Source organism: Proteus vulgaris (genome assembly GCF_023100685.1).
Classification (GTDB): Bacteria; Pseudomonadota; Gammaproteobacteria; order Enterobacterales; family Enterobacteriaceae; genus Proteus.
In genome coordinates, this window is sequence record NZ_CP090064.1 from 1,771,329 (window position 1) to 1,787,306 (window position 15,978).

20 protein-coding genes are annotated in these 15,978 nt (G+C 30.1%); 14 read left to right on the forward strand and 6 right to left on the reverse strand.

What is annotated here, in order from left to right; genetic code table 11:
• Positions 1 to 149: 149 nt before the first annotated feature.
• The 3 genes from LW139_RS08590 (at position 150) to tnpA (ending at position 1,910) form a co-directional block, all read left to right on the forward strand.
• Positions 150 to 527, forward strand: coding sequence for a DUF6979 family protein (locus LW139_RS08590; protein ID WP_227336773.1), 378 nt, complete (start codon positions 150 to 152; stop codon positions 525 to 527).
• Positions 528 to 851: 324 nt separating this feature from the next.
• On the forward strand, positions 852 to 1,352 hold the full coding sequence (locus tag LW139_RS08595; RefSeq protein WP_161710458.1) for a hypothetical protein: 501 nt from the start codon (positions 852 to 854) through the stop codon (positions 1,350 to 1,352).
• A 126-nt stretch (positions 1,353 to 1,478) separates the two neighbouring features.
• Entirely contained in the window at positions 1,479 to 1,910 is a 432-nt protein-coding gene (gene tnpA / locus LW139_RS08600) for an IS200/IS605 family transposase (RefSeq protein ID WP_227336774.1), read from the forward strand.
• A gap of 415 nt (positions 1,911 to 2,325) precedes the next feature.
• Here tnpA and LW139_RS08605 read toward each other — a convergent pair whose 3' ends face one another.
• Positions 2,326 to 2,949 carry an agmatine deiminase family protein gene (locus tag LW139_RS08605; RefSeq protein WP_247851062.1) on the reverse strand — a complete coding sequence of 208 codons (624 nt, stop codon included), beginning with the start codon at positions 2,947 to 2,949 and terminating at the stop codon, positions 2,326 to 2,328.
• 230 nt (positions 2,950 to 3,179) lie between these two features.
• Between LW139_RS08605 and LW139_RS08610 the strand changes: the two genes are divergently transcribed.
• The 6 genes from LW139_RS08610 to LW139_RS08635 all read left to right on the forward strand — a co-directional run bounded on the left by LW139_RS08610 (position 3,180) and on the right by LW139_RS08635 (position 6,591).
• Positions 3,180 to 4,049, forward strand: a complete 870-nt coding sequence (locus LW139_RS08610) for a LysR family transcriptional regulator (protein ID WP_247851063.1) — start codon at positions 3,180 to 3,182, stop codon at positions 4,047 to 4,049.
• A 68-nt stretch (positions 4,050 to 4,117) separates the two neighbouring features.
• Complete coding sequence (locus tag LW139_RS08615) at positions 4,118 to 4,621, forward strand: GNAT family N-acetyltransferase (protein WP_247851064.1); 504 nt, start codon at positions 4,118 to 4,120, stop codon at positions 4,619 to 4,621.
• 258 nt (positions 4,622 to 4,879) lie between these two features.
• The gene (cspE, locus tag LW139_RS08620) at positions 4,880 to 5,092 is read left to right on the forward strand and encodes a transcription antiterminator/RNA stability regulator CspE (protein WP_166541414.1); all 213 of its coding nucleotides are present in this window, start codon (positions 4,880 to 4,882) and stop codon (positions 5,090 to 5,092) included.
• A gap of 7 nt (positions 5,093 to 5,099) precedes the next feature.
• A complete protein-coding gene (locus LW139_RS08625) occupies positions 5,100 to 5,240 on the forward strand; it encodes a hypothetical protein (protein WP_419894627.1) in 141 nt (46 codons plus the stop codon).
• A gap of 272 nt (positions 5,241 to 5,512) precedes the next feature.
• Positions 5,513 to 5,977: a hypothetical protein gene (locus tag LW139_RS08630; RefSeq protein WP_109408615.1), complete on the forward strand. Its 465-nt coding sequence runs from the start codon at positions 5,513 to 5,515 to the stop codon at positions 5,975 to 5,977.
• Positions 5,978 to 6,087: 110 nt separating this feature from the next.
• The gene (locus LW139_RS08635) at positions 6,088 to 6,591 is read left to right on the forward strand and encodes a hypothetical protein (RefSeq protein WP_166541413.1); all 504 of its coding nucleotides are present in this window, start codon (positions 6,088 to 6,090) and stop codon (positions 6,589 to 6,591) included.
• A 75-nt stretch (positions 6,592 to 6,666) separates the two neighbouring features.
• Here LW139_RS08635 and LW139_RS08640 read toward each other — a convergent pair whose 3' ends face one another.
• Together LW139_RS08640 and LW139_RS08645 are read right to left on the reverse strand one after the other, a co-directional pair.
• Complete coding sequence (locus LW139_RS08640) at positions 6,667 to 8,832, reverse strand: autotransporter outer membrane beta-barrel domain-containing protein (RefSeq protein ID WP_247851065.1); 2,166 nt, start codon at positions 8,830 to 8,832, stop codon at positions 6,667 to 6,669.
• A gap of 267 nt (positions 8,833 to 9,099) precedes the next feature.
• Entirely contained in the window at positions 9,100 to 9,747 is a 648-nt protein-coding gene (locus LW139_RS08645; protein WP_247851066.1) for a hypothetical protein, read from the reverse strand.
• 202 nt (positions 9,748 to 9,949) lie between these two features.
• Between LW139_RS08645 and LW139_RS08650 the strand changes: the two genes are divergently transcribed.
• From LW139_RS08650 to LW139_RS08660, 3 genes are all read left to right on the forward strand, one after another.
• On the forward strand, positions 9,950 to 10,105 hold the full coding sequence (locus tag LW139_RS08650; RefSeq protein ID WP_166541409.1) for a hypothetical protein: 156 nt from the start codon (positions 9,950 to 9,952) through the stop codon (positions 10,103 to 10,105).
• Between the two features lie 546 nt (positions 10,106 to 10,651).
• A complete protein-coding gene (locus LW139_RS08655) occupies positions 10,652 to 10,993 on the forward strand; it encodes an immunity protein Imm33 domain-containing protein (protein ID WP_247851067.1) in 342 nt (113 codons plus the stop codon).
• A gap of 252 nt (positions 10,994 to 11,245) precedes the next feature.
• A complete protein-coding gene (locus LW139_RS08660) occupies positions 11,246 to 11,467 on the forward strand; it encodes a YdcH family protein (RefSeq protein ID WP_072070432.1) in 222 nt (73 codons plus the stop codon).
• A gap of 165 nt (positions 11,468 to 11,632) precedes the next feature.
• Here LW139_RS08660 and LW139_RS08665 read toward each other — a convergent pair whose 3' ends face one another.
• Positions 11,633 to 11,884, reverse strand: a complete 252-nt coding sequence (locus tag LW139_RS08665) for a putative Se/S carrier-like protein (protein WP_109408620.1) — start codon at positions 11,882 to 11,884, stop codon at positions 11,633 to 11,635.
• Complete coding sequence (yedE, locus tag LW139_RS08670) at positions 11,874 to 12,959, reverse strand: YedE family putative selenium transporter (RefSeq protein WP_166541406.1); 1,086 nt, start codon at positions 12,957 to 12,959, stop codon at positions 11,874 to 11,876. The genes LW139_RS08665 and yedE overlap by 11 nt, the downstream gene beginning before the upstream one ends.
• A 924-nt stretch (positions 12,960 to 13,883) precedes the next feature.
• Between yedE and LW139_RS08675 the strand changes: the two genes are divergently transcribed.
• Positions 13,884 to 14,165, forward strand: a complete 282-nt coding sequence (locus tag LW139_RS08675) for a DUF5339 domain-containing protein (protein WP_247851068.1) — start codon at positions 13,884 to 13,886, stop codon at positions 14,163 to 14,165.
• 486 nt (positions 14,166 to 14,651) lie between these two features.
• Positions 14,652 to 15,068 carry a hypothetical protein gene (locus LW139_RS08680; protein ID WP_247851069.1) on the forward strand — a complete coding sequence of 139 codons (417 nt, stop codon included), beginning with the start codon at positions 14,652 to 14,654 and terminating at the stop codon, positions 15,066 to 15,068.
• A 331-nt stretch (positions 15,069 to 15,399) separates the two neighbouring features.
• On the opposite strand, the gene LW139_RS08685 is transcribed toward LW139_RS08680, so the two are convergent.
• The gene (locus LW139_RS08685; protein ID WP_109408625.1) at positions 15,400 to 15,939 is read right to left on the reverse strand and encodes an AAA family ATPase; all 540 of its coding nucleotides are present in this window, start codon (positions 15,937 to 15,939) and stop codon (positions 15,400 to 15,402) included.
• Positions 15,940 to 15,978: the final 39 nt, after the last annotated feature.

Here is a 15,978-nt window from a genome sequence, read left to right on the forward strand (position 1 = left end):
TAAAAACAAGTTGAATAATTAAGGAAATTATAAATACTGTTAAATAGAAATAAATAATTTCACAAAGTGTGGTCAAAATTAGTTAATTATTTATTACGGAGTGTTAGTATTATCGAATATTAATATATTAATCAGGCATGAGGTTATATATGGGAAACTATGGTAAAGCAGCAGTACAGACTGTATTGAATTACGATAATAAAGTAGATTTGCGTGAACAATGGATGAATGCAATATCAAAAGAAACAACTAGCAAATCATCAATTAATAAAGGATGTCCTAAAAGTGCATTTCTTGGTTTATGTGAGCTTGGTTTAGTGAAAAGCATCCCACCAAATGATTATAAAGCGGGCGCCGATAATAAACGCCATGCAAAAGAACTTTTAGCATTAGCAATAGAGAATCCAAACATAACAGCTACCGAGTGTTTTCGACTATATCAAAAAAGTAATAATGATTTACCTAAAAATCATAATGGGCAAGCCGATGTAGTTATTAGCCTTTTAGAAGCAAATCTTATTAAATAATATAATTAGACTGAAGAACAGTTAGTTAATTGAAAAGGTACTCCCAATAGCTTCCCTTCCCACGGGGCGGGGGCTTCGCGGGAAACGCCAAATTTTTTCATTTTATTTCAGCATCATCACTACATAATCAACCTATTGATTTTTAAATATATAAATAATAAGTGTTGATGGTTTTGAACGTTTTTTTGTTCATCAACATATTTTACGTTTCATTATTTTCCACAGGAATTTCTCTTAATATTCATAAGAATGTGATGTAGTAACTTGTATTTATTACATTCAGCACGTATATCATAATTTATTATTCACAATGGAATTTTCATAATGAAACTTGAAAAGAAATTAATGTTACGTGTTTTTGGTGCAAGTAAGCGTGGTAAAACACAAACACTAATTCAATTGATTAGAAAATTAGGATCAGATAAAAGCTATTCTGTTCGTTTAGAACCAAAAGAAAACCCTTTTGCTAAAAATGACAAAATAGCTATTTTTGAGAAAAAAGGTTTAAAAATAGGGATATCCACAGGTGGTGACAACGAAAAAATTATAAAAAAAGCAGTAGAAGAGTTAATTGGAGAAAATTGTAATTTCATAATTTCTGCAACAAGAACTAGAGGCCAGACAAAAAAAGAACTTTATAAATTGGTCAACGAACATGAATACCAAAAGCAATGGTTCAAGAAAAATACCAATATAGATTATTGGTGTAATAAATGGCCTCATAGAGGTGAAGATTTTAAAGATAGAAAAGATGAATATTTTAAAAAATTAAACGAGATAGATGCTCAATTTCTTTTTGACTATATTGATTCCCTAACACAATAAAGTTAAATACCACTGTGAACACCCGCTATGCGGGAGGCATTCAAAGGTTATACCAAGAAAAACACCTTTCCGTTACGATATAGATGTTCAAGCTAATATTCGTAACTTAAATAAGGAAAGATGTTTATGGGCATTAAAGCACAAAGCTCAGCACATACAAAGTGGCTGTGTAAATACCATATCGTCTTTTTGCCGAAATATAGACGGAAAGTAACTTTTAATAATATTCGTTCAAGTATAGGTGAGATCCTGAGAGACCTTTGTAAGTATAAAGGTGTGGAAATAATCGAAGGTCACCTCATGCCAGATCATGTACATATATTAGTGAGTATTGCACCGAAGATAAGTGTTTCAAGCTTTATGGGATATCTGAAGGGTAAAAGCTCGCTAATGATCTTTGATAGACATGCCAATCTAAAATATAAATTTGGCAACAGAAAGTTTTGGGCTGAAGGGTTCTATGTCACGACAGTGGGGCTAAACGAAGCCACAATTCAGAAGTATATCAGAGAGCAAGAAAAGTCGGATTTAATTTCGGATAAATTGAGTAGTAAATAATATGTAAATCCCTTCAAAGGGTAAGCCAAAGTAGCAAAGACACTTAGCTTGAACGAAGAGAAAGCAGCGTCATTTAGGCGCGGTCGGTAATAAGCCCTTATAGGGGCAAGAGCAAACCACCCGTTTTACGGGTGGTTATGATTGAAGCTAATATGCAATATATTCCCCCTGAAATGCGAATCAGTGTTACCTAATTCTCTTCCACTGACGTTTTGCTTGAACTTTACGAATTTTATTTAACTAAAATAGGCGGTATTTTTGGTACCGCTTTTTTGATGGACTTAATCAGTGTAAAGAACCATTAATCTAGCAAAGAAATATCTATGAGCCTTACCCTGTAAAAGGTGACGTATTTTCATCATCTTGCTGAAGCAAGTAACATTATTTTACTGCCTTTATTATTAAAGTGTAATGCTTATATAGACTTAAAAGAAGGTAACTGATGTGTAACACAATGGTTTCCTCCACCTCCAGCTGCGATAGCATCGATATTTAACATGACAATATCACGGGTTGGATATAATTCAGTTAACATTTTTTGGGCTTTATTATCTGCTTCCTCATCACCAAATTCAGGAGCAATGACAGCATCATTAATGACGAAATAATTTATGTACCCAGCTGCAAAATCAGGATTGTTTTTACTGAAAATACTCTCTCTAGGATATAAAGGTGGTTCCATTGTATGGATTTGTAGTTTTCTTCCATTTGCATCAGTAGAATTCTGTAATATTTCTATATTGTTTCTTGTTACATCATAATCGTACGAATCTGGATCATTATCTAAATTTGCGACCACAATACCCGGCCTCACAAAGCGAGCATAAAAATCTACATGTGCATCAGCAATATCTAGCTCACTTTCACGGCAGAAAATAACTACAGGTTGATATTTTGCAATAGCTTGGGCAATGTTTCCCAATGCAATTTGTACATCTTCAGTTATCTTTCCCCATATAGTCCGTTGTGCTCCAAAGGCTATAAAGGCCAATTGTTGTAATTCACCTTCATCAGGCATTACTCCTAGTTTATCAACCATACTTTATCCTTTTGCTGAGAGTGAAATACCAAAAGATGTAGCTAAACTGAGCGCACTAATCACCGTAGCTTGTTGAATAAATTGGCGACGAGTTGAATTCATTAATACCTTCCTTTTTTCTTAATTTAACTATACTAACTACTTAGTAGAGTGCTTCATTTTATTGGTATTGATACTCTAAGAACTAACGATATAATTAGCGTACAATTGATTAGATAGACTTATCAGCGATGTTAAAATATTGGCCACCACTAAATGCATTACGAGGGTTTGAATCTGCAGCTCGACTTGGTAGCTTTCATAAAGTCGCAATAGAATTGAATATCACTCAATCAGCTGTTAGCCAGCAAATAAGAAGCTTGGAAAGTTATCTTGAACAACCATTATTCTTTCGAGAAGGTATAAGCGTCACATTAACTGATGCTGGAGTGGACTTTTACAATAGTACCCAAGATGTCTTACAGCAATTAGCTGTTGGTGTACGTCGTTTAGATCAATATAAAAAATCAAATCAATTGATTGTTAACACTACACCCGCATTTGCTTGTTATTGGTTATTACCTCGTCTTGATTTATTTCATCAAAAATACCCTGAAATAGATATTTGGCTTTTTACTACTTATGCAGTACCAGATATGGCAATAGAGACAATTGATATTGCTATACGTGATGATATATCGGCACAAAAAGAATGTATTTATAAAGAACTTTATTACGATAAGCTTTATCCTGCATGTAATCCAATTCTACTCAATACTCAGAAAAGGTTAACCTTACATGGAGAAGGAATTATGGATTGGAGTAACTGGACATTGCAGGGGGGCGAATCGGTAGGGCAACAACTAAATGGAATTAATTTTTCAGACCCAAGCCTATTATTAGATGCTATTTGCCAAGGGTTAGGGATCGGTTTGGTAAGTCAACTACTTACACTTCAAGTTAAAAAAGATAAAAAAATCAGTTCACTTTCAAAACATTCTATTAAAGGAAATGTTTGGTCATGTCTTATTCATCATGAAAGTGAACTAGGTTTGATGACACAATATTTTTTACAATGGCTAGAGAATGAATTATCAAAATGTACTGCTGAATTTATTTAGTATTTATTGAAGATTTAGCATGTGGAAGTTTATAATAATATAAAATATTTTATTTATTAAGGATATTTATGGAGTTTATATTTAAGAAAATAACTGAAGATGATTGGCCTTTTTTTAAAGAATTATATGATTCAGAAAAGGCTATGCAGTTTATCTCAAATACAATGACTGAGGAGCAGATCAAAGAAGCATTTAATAGTCGTTTACCTGAATGGAATTTGTCATCTTTGCATTGGTTATGTTTTGTTATCTATGATAAAACAAACACCACTCCTTTGGGTTTAACAGGATTAAGACTTATTCATCAAGATGGAGAGTTAATTGGAGAGATTGGTTATATACTATCTCCAGAACAAACAGGAAAGTCTATAGGGACAAAATCTTTAGCTCAATTATTAAATTTACCTGAATTAGCTAGTTTGAAAAATTTTCAAGCGATTGTTACTGCAGGAAATATAGCATCTGAACGAGTTTTAGAAAAAAATGGTTTCATTCTTACTCAAGTTCTAAAAGATAATTATGTTATAGGTGATGTTACTTTTGATGACCATGTTTATACATTGATTAAATAAAAAATTATAAGAGGATATTCAATATAAAAAATATTGTTCTCAAAATAAAGTTTGCTATCTGATTTTTTCTATGGCTTAATAGCGTCACTGGTTTGGAAGTACAGGCCTATTTATGTTAGTAAGTTTAAAGTTGTTCCCATTTAGCGTTATCCTTGATACCACTTCACTGCGAATTCCTTCTAATTAATTCCCATAAGTAAAAATACAAAACAAACCGCCTATGCCTTATGGCAAATTAAATAAATTAAAGGAAATTCTATGTCTAATACAATGACTGGTACAGTAAAATGGTTCGATGAAGGTAAAGGTTTTGGTTTTATTACTCCAGCTGATGGCAGCAAAGATGTATTCGTACATTTCTCTGCAATCCAAAGTGATAACTTCAAAACATTAGCGGAAGGCCAACAAGTTTCATTCACCATGGAAAATGGTATGAAAGGCCCAGCAGCAGGCAACGTGGTGGGTCTCTAAAGGCGCTATTACTATTCGCCTCTATTTTAAATGCCCTTGTTGTAGCAGTTCACAATATAGAACATCACAATTTGATGTCACAGTGAATAATCCACACGGCGCAAAATGTATCTTTTGCAAAAGTGTGATGACAGCACAAATGAGTTAAGCATTAAATAGTTGAATATACAAAACCTCGCTTCGGCGGGGTTTTTTTATGGTATTTCCCATTTAAGTTGTATTAGTATTTTATATTTATAAATGAGCCAATAAAAAATTTAACTATAAAAAATTAACTTATGGTAGTGTTAAGTAAATTTTAATTAATGGTATTAAAATATAATAAAAAAATTACTTTTTAAGTCAGCGAAAGAAAATTAGTATAGAACATAAATTACTTAAAAACATTTGACGAATAAGAAAGATTTATATAGGTGATTTATGAAATATGGTAAAAAACCATTATACAGAAAACAAAATACAACAACACGAATTCACCCTTGTGAACATCATGCTGGTGGAAAGTATAAATGGGAAAGAACAAAATATAATAAAATCAATGAGCTTTCCATCGCTCGTTTATCAATGAAAGGAAAGGTAAATAGAGGTTATGACTATACACCATTATTCCAATTTTTATTAAGTAAAGTAGGTCGTTTATGGAATGATATTTTTAGTGAAGTGGTTAATCGTTTAGATAAAACAGAACCAATATATTGGATGGTTTCCTTAGATAATACTGAAAAACGTGAATATGTTCGGATCGGTGATAGTTCATATTATTCACAACTATATATTGATAATAAAGGATATTTACAAAAAGTAAATCCATTATTTGATAAAGGAAGTATTCCTATCTATTGTTCTTGTTGTACGTATACATTTAATGGTGAGTTAATCATATAATGTGGTGTTAACTTTGCTTAGATTATAAATCTAATGCTTTTAGATTGATATAGAATGTTTCGCTATATAAAAACTAGTATTGTATTTATAATAAATAGATTAGGATTGATATGAAAAAATATTCATATACTCAGCTATTCAGTTACACATTTTTAATTTTATTTATCATAGCTGTGTTTTTCTATTGGAAGTTTGAAATTAAAGAGTACGTTATAGTTTCAATAGTATCAATTAAAATGGCATTAGTATTTTCTGTTATTATTTCTATAGTATGCTTTTTTTTCATATATAAAAAACAAACTTTTAATAAGACAGCAAAAAAAATATTATTTTATCCTTTAGCACTAATTATGATTATATTTTTTATTCAATATTTTATACTTTCTAATATCGTTTATTTTACTGGTGGAGAAGTAAGTAGTTATAAATCTAATTATTCATATGTTGAAGGAAGAAGGTCATGCTCAGGTATAAAAGTAAATGATGAGAATGAAGGTGAAATAAAGGTTTGTAATAAAATTATTCATGGCAATATTTATGAAACTGGGAATGCAGTAATTTTTAAGAAAACGAATACTTTTGGTTTTGAGTTAATATCTGCCAAAACATACTAATAATAAGCTAAAATATAAACCTCATATTAAAATTTATGAGGTTTTTTTATGTATTGGGTTTATAAAATAAAATTGTTAAAAATTCATTCTAAATCCTGCTGTTATATATATTGGAGTTTCTATTTTATTTCCATTTTGATAGTTTATTTCTGTATAGAAAAGAGCATCATTACCTATGCTAGTTGTTAAGCCAGCACCATATTTACCAACATTTCCAGAATAATGACTATCAAATGATATATTATTAATTTCTATTTCATTATTTTTTATGAATTCACGAGATATAGCTGCTTTTATATAAGGCTTAACACTATGGTTTGCAATAAGTAAATTGCTTTCTAATATAGTTCCTAATTCATTCTTTAAGCTATCAGCATTGTGGATGTTTGCTTTCATTCCATTATCTAATAAATAATGTGATTTACTAACATGAGAATAAATGACCTGACTGTATGGTGTGAAAGTTAATTTATTGGAAAAATCAATAGGATAACCTATTTCTGTTGATGCTGTAACTGCATGTTGATTGTAATTCCCTTTAACTCTTCTTCCTTCATTCATATTAGTATTGATTTCACTATGAAGATGATTAATTTTAAATAAAGAGTCTACATAAAAGCCAGAATGATCAAGCCAAGTTAAATAAATACCACCACCATAGCTGTTAATATCACCATTATTAATATTATCAAATTTGATTTTACTCTTAGTATAAGAAGTCATTAAACCAAATAACAATTGATCATTATTTATAGCTATTTTCTTATCTATACCAATTTGCATTCCATTTAAATTTGAATGAAATTGACTATAACCTTTATCGTTCAAATGAGAATTATCATTTAAATAGCGAACCCACACACCGAGATCATTGTTATTCTCATGTAAGAAACCCATTCTTTGACGTAAATTGCTCGTCTCAACACTTAATATATGTTGCGGTGCTGAGGCCATGTTAATAACGGCTTGAGCACTATTACTTAATACAGGCTGACTAATACTAGGCTGTTTAGAGGTGTCAGGCTGTTTAGAGGTGTCAGGCTGTTTAGAGGTGTCAGGTTGTTTAGAGGTATCAGGTTGTTTAGAGGTATCAGGTTGTTTAGAGGTGTCAGGCTGTTTAGATGTGTCAGGTTGTTTAGAGGTATCAGGTTGTTTAGAGGTGTCTGGCTGTTTAGAGGTGTCAGGCTGTTTAGAGGTGTCAGGCTGTTTAGAGGTATCAGGCTGTTTGGAGGTATCAGGCTGTTTAGAAATATCCGGTTCACCAGTTTTTCCACCTACAAGATACCATTCTGTATGACCATCATTAGTCTTGCTATTTAATTTATATTTCCAAACACCAATTTCAACATTACCACCTTTATTTAATAAATTAAAATTAGCATCACCACTATTCACATAAACTAATTGAACATTTTTAGGGTCATATATTTCTTCTCCGATATCATTTATTTTTAAACCGAAATATCCAGTTGCATGATCTGAAATATAAATATTATCGCTTAAACCATCAGCTAAGCTACTACTTAAAATAAAAGTACCTTCACCAGCGAGTGTTTTTAATTCAAGTCGATTAAATTGCATGCCAGAAGCATAATGACCCATTTCTAATTGGCTACTAGCTTGCATCTCTAAATTGTTAATATGAGTAATTAATTCTGGGCCTGATTTTTCTGGTCTCGGGGCATCACCATCATCACCATAAATTTCGTTCCATGTAGGTGCAATATATGTTTTACCTGCTAGTGTTAAATTTTCTATAAAGATGTTAGCTGAAGGAACAGGATCATTTTTGGATACATCAGTAGTTTCAGAATCAATGTTATCAATATATAATTTGGCATTTTTATCTATAAATAATTTGCCTATAGATGATGAATTTGCGTTCATATCAATATTACTTGTACCTGTTATTATAGTATCTTTAATCGTGGGAATACCCACATCTTTTATACCATGAGCATACATACTAATATTGGCATCATCTTTAATAATTGTATCTATTGCTAGACTGTCGCCGTTCATTCGTAATACTGCCTCATCTTCAAGAGTAATATTTTGAATTTTGTGGTTTGTATCTATATAAAGATTTGTTTTATTGCTATAAGTCGAATTAGATGTAATTTCATTATTAGAGAGATGACCGTCCGTTGTACTATTTTCTTTGGCATAAACCGAATTAGCGAAGAAAGATAAAAGACTAATAGTAATAATATTTTTACTAAAATGTTTATTCAGTATCATGAAAAATAACCTTTTTATTTTTTATTGTGTAATAACTATTAAATTATTCTTAATGATCATATTGTTTGCTTTATTTATCAATTTAAATAACCTTAAAAAAATATATTTAGAATATAATCTTTCTTAAGGTGAAATCTATTAAAGAAAAATATAATTATTTAATATATATAATAATATATCTTAGGTGGGTTATTTGACTTATGGTATTTTTTATTTTAAAAGAAACACCATAAGATAAAGATAAGAGAGTAATATAATAGCTAGTTATTATATTTTAGGTGTTCTGTATACTAAAAGAGCAACAAATATAGCCCATAAGAAACTGATGACTTTGAACCATTTAGGATATTTTTTTTGTAGAGAAAACCAGCAAAAAACAAAGGGAACCCAAAAAGTGGCAACTGCTAAAATGGCAAATTTTGTTTTATAAAACCTTTTTGCTTTGAATTCTTTTTTAACTCTTTTCTCAATTTCTTTACTATTTCTTTCTACTTCAGCTCTTTCACTATTCCATGATGGATATTTATTATCTAGCCAGCGTGTTATCCCAAATAATGAGGTGGTAATTCTATTCTTTGCATGTTGACTAGTGTCACCAGAATATCTAATTTCTTGAATAATTTGAAAAAATGAAACAGTAAGCCTGAGAAACTCATTGTCTAATTTCTCATAATGCAAAGATTTATCAGAGTTGGGGCTTTTACTTTTTTTCTCTGATCTTTCAAAACAACCGATCATTGTAGTGACTTCATCAATAGCTTTATCTGCAAATTTATTAAATTCTATTTTTTGAATTTCTTGTGGTGATGGCCCATCATCAGAAAGACTAATACTGTATGTAGTTCCCAAACCAGGAAAAATGGAGTTTCTTTTTCTTACATTGGCTTTTACGGTTCTTTTGGGATTTAGAAACATGAATAATACCTATCTATTTTCTAATTTATCATAAGTATGTTAATGTTTTTTCTAAAAATAAACAATGAACTATATTGCCAATGTCCTATCGATAACGTATTACTAATTATCTTTAAATGATGATTTTGTAAAACCGTGTAAGTCAGACCTTTCTGTTACTATTTTGTGCCAATATTTTCTCTTTTATAAATGGGGAATTATTATGTCTACAATGAAAACAGAAGTTATTATTATTCGTTTAACAAAAAAAGAGCGTGCATTATTGGATTCAATAAAAACAGCGCCACTACTTGCAGATTGGATGAAAGAGTTAGCACTTTCTAAATTACAAGAGCAGGATCTTTTACCTAATAAATAGTTATTGATGCCGGTAAAAAAGGAGTTGGTCGGCAATAACCACTTTACTATTTTTAGTATAAATTTAAGGGTTACTGGAAACTGTTCAAATCATATAAAATTAAAACATTTTTGATTAAACCCATTGATTTTACAGTTTAGTATTTTTGAACAAACTTAAAGAGGTTTGAAGCTATTGTAATGAAAAATAATATCGATCTATTCTTCATAAAAAAGCCCAATGTGGCGGCATTGGGCTTAGTGACTCAAATAGATGGGTATAAATAACTATTAGAGATCACTACAAATATAGAGAATTTATATTTTATGAGTTAACAATAAGTGCTTTTTTTTCAACAAAAAATGCGGTGATACTGCTTTTTGTCTAGTTTTAAGGTGAATTGGTGTTTTTTTATTCTTTTCTGTTTGAATTTATCTGTTTTTTGTATCTAGCTGTTTGAATAAATTAATGCTCGTTTTTATGGTGTTAGGTGCATAGTAGCAAACTCGTTATAATCCTGTCTGGGGAAAGTGCTTTAACTGAGCTCATTTTTAATTTTGGAATATGATGATAAATAAAAACAAGATATTACATATTGTTGAACAACAAAAAAGCGTATGCAAAAAATATGGTGTCTTACCTGAAAACCCGGAAGAGATGGTAGCAATTGCTTTAGATACCTTAAATTTAACGCCTATCTATGGAACACGTATAAAAAGATCTAAAGATGGTACGATAAGTTGGTTTTTTTATTGTGGCGAATATTGTAAAAGAGATGATTTTTACCAGGCATTACATACAGAACATTTAAACACAGTGTTACCTGAGGTAATGAAATATCTTTATCTCCCTGAAGGATATAACTTTATTATTGATAGAGATGGTTATGAAGATGTTTGGTCAGAATAGGAAAAATTAACTAAGTATTGTTCCTTTTTATTTGCTTAAGTATAAGTAGCTTTATAAAGCCATATAACTCAATGCATTACGTATAAAAATCATAATTAAAGTGTTTAATATAAAAATACTTAGTAATTTTTAAATTAGAAATATTAATTGATGTTAGTCTTATTTTTAACATAAAGACAATGACAGGTTAATCAGTTTGAGTAAGACTTAAAATAGTACTTAATTCACAATTAATAAGGAAGGTAGCTATTTATGTTTCCAGAATATCGTGATTTAATTTCAAAGCTTCGCCAAACAGACCCTCATTTTCGCGCTCTTTTTGATCAACACAATGAACTTGACCATAAAATAGTAAGATTGGAACATAAGGATAGAAGAGGGTATGGTGAAGAAGTTGTAGAGTTAAAAAAACAAAAATTAAGACTAAAAGAGGAAATTCATCAGATCCTCAAAAATCCACCAGAAGAAGAATAGCAAATTATTATTTTATAAATAGTTAAAATATTGAAACCATCCTTTGTAAATCTGGGTGGTTTTTTATATTTGAATAATACAATAAGTATAATCACTAAATTTATTTGATTAATGAAAGGCTACTCATGTAGCCTTTCATTGTTGAGGTTTCAATAATATCTTACTTCAAGTTTTATCTTTCCATAGGACATCAAATTGATCTGAATTTATTTTATAAATAACTCTAATGTTATCATTAATATAATGCTTATAAGTTTCATTATTAGAAAAATAAACAGATACTGCTAATTCACACTCAGAAGATAATTTTCTTGGTGCATCAATTATGCTTGAGAAAAAATTATCCTTTTGGAGTTGATGGTGAAGTTTCTTGACCGCATATTGTTCATGAAAAAGAAATAAATAATTATGCGTCATTTTTATTAGTCTCATGGTGGTTTATTTTATTTGCGGCATAAGTATAAATAACACCAACAATGAATGTAACCAATAGACCAATAATAACAACGAGTTTGCCATTATCTGTAACACCTGCGGGGCTTGAGGCATAAGAGAAATTATGAGCAAAAGCAGCACCTACTAACATACCTAATACACTAATTGCAGCATCGGAATTGCCTTGTCCTGCATTGGCAAGTTGGCGTAATGGACAACCAGTAATAAATACACCACAAAGGCCTACAAGCACCATAGAGAGAAAATTCCATAGTCCATCACTATGAGCAATTGGTTGATTTTCAAACCCAAGATTAAATTTGCCTAAGTAGAGATTACCTAAGAGTACAACAAGTGTTAATGCGATTACCCCAAGCGCCATATTATAGTTACGTGATAAAAAGACATGTTTTGCCATTCCAATAAAACAAAACCGAGTTCGTTGAATAATAAAGCCAATAATAAGTCCTGCAATAATAGACATCCATATTGGAGCATGACTTGCGCCAGGGCCTTTCACACTGGAATTAAAAATATCACTATTCCATAAGAATAAAGCAAACAGGAATACGCATATAACTGGTAAAATAAAACCTTCTACAGGAGATTGTCGATAATTTCTGGGAAGGGAAAATCCTTTTTTTATGAATAAGCTTCCGATACCAATTCCGATTATTAATCCAACTAATCCTATTACTGCGTTTAAATCTCCCGCACCAATACGAAGTACCATTCTTAATGGACAACCTAAGAAAACTAAGCAACCGACCATCATTAAAAAGCCCAATGTAAAACGAATAATTGGCGCTGATCCAGCTTTTGATTGAAACTCTTTGAATAGTAAAGCAGCTACAAATGAACCGAGAATAAAACCGAATATTTCAGGACGAAGATATTGTACTGTTTCAGTATTATGTAATCCCATGCTGCCCGCACTGTCACGAATAAAGCAAGCAACACAAACACCCATATTAGGGGGATTTCCGTTAATACCAAGAAGTAAAGCGATAGCACCAATAGCAATTCCAGATATAATTAAAACCCATTTTATAGACATTAAATGCCTCCGTTGGTGGGGTAACCCCCTGACTAATAGAACCTATTAAGTACGGGCAACTATATATAAGAATGAAGCATGATTCTTTTATATAGATCACGGCAAAATTAATAAACCATATAAAAACAAAATTTAAAAGTTTAAATGTTAATTTAATTAGCAATAAGTTAATAATAAATTAAATAAATTGTTGTATATAATTGTTGTGAGAGTTAAATTTTAAATTGATACAGAAATAATTAAAACCAATTTACTTTATTTTTTGTGTTTCATATGTATTTGTAATTAAGAATAAAAATTTTGATAATTACCTATGGGTTTTTTGACATAATAAGAAGATGGGAGTTTTTGAACTAAAATATTTTCGATCTTTTTGAAAAACTTATCATTTTCTGATCCGTAATAGTACGGTGAGAAAGGGTATCCTTCATTATTTAAATGTCGTCAATAAGTTTTCGTCATAAGCTTGGGTAAGAAATGTAAACCTATTTATTGATCTCTTACGTAACATTCCTAGTTCTTTAATTCCATTTTCAAGTAGAAGATCATAATGAAAGTTATCGCAAGCGTACCAGTCTATCTTATCAATTATTATTTTTACCTATATTTTTTTGTGGGTATTATTTTATCGAGCATTATTTTTATACGAGCTTTATGATTAAAAAATTAAATTCTTAATTAATAAGAATAACACATTAATTTAAAAGGAATAATTTAACATATAGAGTTAATGCTAAAAGTGACAAGCTAATTTTCAATTATCATATTTTGATTTTATTTATTATTCTAATCATTATTAGATGAAACTTTATTTTTTAATTAAGATAATACTTATCCCCATTTTACTATTTTTTGAGATAATGCCGACTTAAGAAAAATAATAGAAATTACTTTCTAACTGTTAACAATACTTAAAGGATATTTATGAAAAAGCTTATTTTAGCATTGGGTTTATTATCAATCTCTTCTGTTGCTGTTTCTGCTGATTTATCTAAAGCATGTGAAGACTATTTTAAAGAAACAGACTCTTATGTTGAGTTAATGGCAAAAAATGATGCAACTAAAGCTCAAGCTGAAGCAATGAAAGCACAGTATGCTCAGGCGAAAGAACAATTTGCAGCATTACCTACAGATGTTCAAGAAAGTACTTGTAAGCAAGCATTAGATTCTTTAGAACAAATGAAGAAAATATCAGCAGGTCAATAAAGTATACTGCGCATTATAAGCCTTATATTTTTTAATAATTATAAGGCTTTTTTATTTTTTATTTTTTAAATTTTAAATAATTAATTATATCTTGGTTTTTATTACCTTCCTCTTTTAAAATTACACGAATAGATAAAAACAATATAATTTGAGTCTATTTTTTAATAAAAATACTTTTACTGATATTTTTTATATTTTTGAAATTATATTCAGGTTAATTAGGTGGTTATATTACCCAAGAAGTATATGTAATTAATATAGATTAAATTGAACCATATAAAAAATGAATTTATATGGGTCTATTGTTAATTTTACTTATGTGGTTATAAAATTTTATTTATTGCTTTATTTTTAGCTCGATTATTTATTGGTTTTTATTTTATAAGACTATTTTTCTTTTTTTATATAATTAATGAAAATTATTTTGTTAGTAAATGTTTTTTATGGAATAATTATTTATTCCTATTTCTTATTGATATTTATATTATGCATTATCCTTTATTTTTATTATTTTCTATATTCATTATCGCTGGATGTAGCTCTAGCAAAGTAGCTCAAGCTAAGTTTTCTGATATACATATTGATAATCCTGAAGTTGATAATTCTCGCATTGATAGTAACACAGTTAATAATAACTTGGTTTTTATGTTAGGGAAACAGTCACGTTTTGAATTAGAGGTACAAGAAGATAATCGTAAATTCGGACAACTTTTTAAAGTTGGTTTAAATGAGCCAAAATCATCAGTAAATAATCAATATATAAATAATGAATACTCAACAATGAAGCCTATTCAAAAAATAAGCTTTACGATGCCAGTTCCTGAACCTATTTGGAATGAAAAAAAACAAACAGTTGAATTTAAGTGGATACAAAAGCCACATTATACTTTTGATGCTTATTAATACTGTCATATCAATTTATAATTTAATTTTATACGGAAAATTATGCGCATAGTAATCACTTTATTGTTATCTTTTCTATTATTAGGTTGTACAACTGATAATGTGACTTTTAGTACAGGCAATTCAGGGAGTCATAGGATAGGTAGCCCGGTGTGTTCTACATTAGTTTGCGGTAAAAACACTCGAACGCCAGGGGAACAAAAAGCCATTAATGAGGCAGTTCATGAACAACAACGGGCTATAATGCGAGGGGAGAAACCAGATCTAAAAATTATAGCTTCTTACTAAGTATTTATTATTATCTATGCCAGTAATATCTTACTGGCTGATATTAAATCTTATTGATAATAAAATTAGTTCTACTCTCTATTGCTAATCTAGGTAACTCAATCAAACTATAATTATAGTTTTTATAAACTTCTAGCATTGCTAAATAAGTTTCCTCTGCTTCTTTAATTGTTTGTTTTCTTTCTTTATCCTGCGTATAGATTTCAGGCCAAGGTGGGGCAATAAATACATTTGTTGAATAACGAAATAACATTATTGCATTGTTAAGATGTTTGGGAATGGGTAATCCACACAATAACAGATAGCCTGCAATATCGGGAAGTCCTCTATCATAGAAATAGGGAGTTTCAGCGTTGGCTGCTTCATGCCATGAACGCAATTCCCAACTTAGCATTAATTGTGCGAAAGCTTCAGGATCGATCCATGGTAGCCCATTACCTTTGATAAGAGTTTGATCTTGTATAATGGCTCTACCTGCCTCTAAAGAACAAGAGTAGCCTTTATTTTTAAGTGCATTAATTAACGTACTTTTTCCTGAACCTGGGCCGCCTGTTAATATAATGCGATATGGTTTTTTAGACATAACAATTCCTAAAAATTTTTATTGTTAACAGAATAAAAA